Annotated in this window: 4 protein-coding genes and 1 pseudogene; 4 read left to right on the top strand and 1 reads right to left on the bottom strand. The window is 54.1% G+C overall.

The genetic code is table 11. The features are described 5' to 3' along the window. The 4 genes from BFP70_RS20690 to BFP70_RS08645 form a co-directional block, all read left to right on the top strand. Positions 1–119, top strand: a 119-nt coding sequence (locus tag BFP70_RS20690) for an IS3 family transposase (protein ID WP_218059655.1), incomplete at its 5' end; no start/stop codon positions are given. 301 nt (positions 120–420) lie between these two features. Then, positions 421–1,350 carry a DUF4123 domain-containing protein gene (locus BFP70_RS08655; protein WP_176715528.1) on the top strand — a complete coding sequence of 310 codons (930 nt, stop codon included), beginning with the start codon at positions 421–423 and terminating at the stop codon, positions 1,348–1,350. Then, positions 1,337–2,179, top strand: coding sequence for a hypothetical protein (locus tag BFP70_RS08650; RefSeq protein ID WP_066010984.1), 843 nt, complete (start codon positions 1,337–1,339; stop codon positions 2,177–2,179). Before BFP70_RS08655 ends, BFP70_RS08650 begins: the two co-directional genes overlap by 14 nt. Before the next feature lie 101 nt (positions 2,180–2,280). Further along, complete coding sequence (locus tag BFP70_RS08645) at positions 2,281–2,685, top strand: hypothetical protein (protein ID WP_141693143.1); 405 nt, start codon at positions 2,281–2,283, stop codon at positions 2,683–2,685. Between the two features lie 193 nt (positions 2,686–2,878). On the opposite strand, the pseudogene BFP70_RS08640 reads toward BFP70_RS08645, so the two are convergent. Next, positions 2,879–3,014 (bottom strand): annotated as a pseudogene (locus tag BFP70_RS08640) (IS3 family transposase); the annotation flags it as partial.

Below are 3,014 nucleotides of genomic sequence, written 5' to 3'. Positions count from 1 at the left end.
CACGCCGGGATGTTGAGGTCGCGGTGTTCGAATACATCAACGGCTTCTACAACCCGCGCAGGCGCCATTCAGCCTTGGACGGAAAATCACCCGTGGCCTTCGAAAAGATCGCCGCCTAAGATGAGCAACACACCGGAACAGAAACGGTGCAGGTCCAGTAGGGCGGCTCGGCACGACGATCATATTCACTTCCAACTATGATGGCAGACTAGAGTTTTGGTCATGTCGTTTTTAGACGACTCGAACCTTACCTGTGCAGAACCGCCAATTAACTTTAGGTTGCAAATGTTGCGAACAACTCCTCATTATACTGAAATGACGCTATAAACTCTTGCAAATCCCGAACAACATATTCAGATGACAAAATCTCATTGGCTTAAATGGTTCGCGCCGACGCCTGATCCAAACGCCCTGTGTTCAGTGACCTGGTCGGATGAGCTGAAGGCACGATCAAACGACGTCGACACGAAGCTACCGGAAGATTTAACGGAAATACTGTTCGATACGGTCAGTGGATCTACCTATGCAGTGCTAGACGGTGCCGTTTTGACCAATTTGCCGGATCGCCTCGCCAGCAGTGGACTTGAATACACTTGCCTATATTCAGGCGAGGCTGCGGAGGTCCTTGGTGAAATCGCACCTTACTTAGTGCGCTTAAAACCTGGCGATGATCTGACCCGAGACCTGCTGACAGATGGACAGGCGCCATGGCACAACTGGGGCGAGGCCATTGGTGTGTTTCTGCATTCCAAATCCAATTTGCAGGATCTTCGTGCGCATCTACGCAAGTTCACACGGTTGCCCAAATGGGACACCGGGGCTTGGGTGCTGTTTCGGTTCTGGCAGGCCGACATTCTGGCGGCTCTAGCGCTGAAGGGACCATACGATTTGACTTCTGCACTTTTGCATCCCAGCGCCATAAGTCGGGTTATGTTGCCCTGTGGGGACCGATTCGTAATTGTAGAGCCGGATCCCAACGCGCCACCTCGTGTCGACAGGCCAATACTCAGTCAATCCACCCACAAGGCCATGGGAAGATTCGTGCAGGCCCGCTTTTTTCATGACCTTCACTATGATTGCCTTGCCCAAGGCGAGGCACCCGAATCCCATGTCTCTTTTGTATTGATCGAGTTGCAGCGCCTTGGATTTGCAGGGCGCCAGACGCTTTATGATCTGGCCCATTGGTGGTGTACGCGCGACGGCGCATCCGTGATGAAGACGGTCTGGGCACAAAGCGAATTGGAAGACACGCGTGGTTTCCCCGATCTGGTGCGCCGCGACCGGTTGTTTAATCTGGTTGAGGAAAAGATCGCTGACGCAAAACAAGGAGCTTTGAGTGCCACAGGATAGCGCAGCCGATAATCCGGAAAACCCCTGTCCCGTAGCGTGTGATGTGGCAATCCCGATTGTGTACTGGCAACAGCCCATCAAAATCCCAGCGGACCAGGTAGCGGCCAGTATTCCGTTCGACATCGATGTACGTGCTTCGATGGAAGCGACGTTTACCAACTCAAATAGTTCCCCGCCGATCAGCATTGCCCGTTGGTCTGGAAATAGCCCTTATGTTTCAGGGTTGGGGCACGCAGGTATTGCCATGATCAATGGTCGCACGGGTGCCGCAGCGTATTGGGAATATGGTCGGTATGACCGGGCACAATTTGGAGAAGTCCGTCATGTGCCATCGGTGGCTTCGGTTACGCTGACTTTTGACGAGGTCGGAAATCCTGAGCGCGGCGCGCTTGAGCAATTGGCCCGCGTCTTGACCACTACCAATGGCCCAGGGCAACTTTACGAAGGTGTTTATATCAAACTGTCCAACGGGTCCTTTGATCGCATGGTAGAGTTCGCTGAAAACAGAATGGCATTGGTTGCCCGGGGGCCATCCGGCGGTGCCGAGGTTTATAGCGTTGAAAGCAATCACTGTTTCACATTCGCGATGGAGGTCGCGGCTATAGCAGGTGTGCGGACCTCTGCCGCGCGCAGTGCGCCTACGCTGGAAGTAGAACTGCTTGGCGGGAACATGGCAACACGCGCCCTCATCCGCGGGTTTGCACCCGACTTTGAAGTGCCTGGCCGACAGATGCGCGCCCTACAACAAAGCTACAGAGCTTTCAATGTGTCCTCAGATGGTACAATTGACAGTGATTTCCAATTTCCAGCGGCCCTTAACTCTAGATGAGGCGGCTTTTCACGTATGGTTTGGTCATTGGCCTAGCTGTTGTCGCCGGGTGGAAGAGTTTCAAGAATGATGAAGCAGTTGCCCTCGAAAGGACGGACAATATGGCATTCAAATGTTTACAGGAATATTCCGGCACAGACGTTGAGCCCCATGACGCTTATAGTATAGCAGAAGCAGAGCGCATCTGGGGTACGCCGCTCTCGCCGGATATGATCCCTGTAGGTGGGGTTGATTTGCCGGGCTGGACCAAAGCCTGTCAGTACGACCCAGAGCGTCCTGACTTGCTGGAAGGAGAGTATCGTGACAGGTCGTTGCGCTATGTCGGCCGTTTTCAGCTGCGCATGGAGGATGGCAGCGCAGTACCAGTTGATGCGCTGGATGCATACTACGCCAGCCACTTTATCGGCGGGTCAGGCTTGATCATGTACCCGAATGATACGTCACGTTTTCGCGTGCCTCGCCTCATTGCTGTCCCGATGGACCCGAGTGGCTATATTAGTAGATAGCAGTACTGCCGTGCCATCGCCTGCAGTCGCTGATCGACCTAAGTGCGTTTCGATCTGCACTAAGAGTTTCCCTCATATCAGATGCCGACTTCGATGGCCGTGGCGACTCGCCTGAAGCGGCGTTGTTGCATTACCCCGGCCTGAGGCGTGACTGTGAATCGCCCCGGGTTTGCCGGAGACCTATAGCTTCATTTCACGCGACCATATCGAGCACGTCGCGCTGTGCATAGAAGTTCTGTTCAGCCTCTGCTGGCGGTATGTTTCCGATAGGGCCGAGCAAGCGCCGGTGATTAAACCAATCGACCCAGCCGAGCGTCGCCATTTCCAGA

Source organism: Thioclava sp. SK-1 (assembly GCF_001705665.1).
Classification (GTDB): Bacteria; Pseudomonadota; Alphaproteobacteria; order Rhodobacterales; family Rhodobacteraceae; genus Thioclava.
Note: the sequence above shows the minus strand (reverse complement) of the source record. Positions and strands in the feature narration are given on the sequence as shown.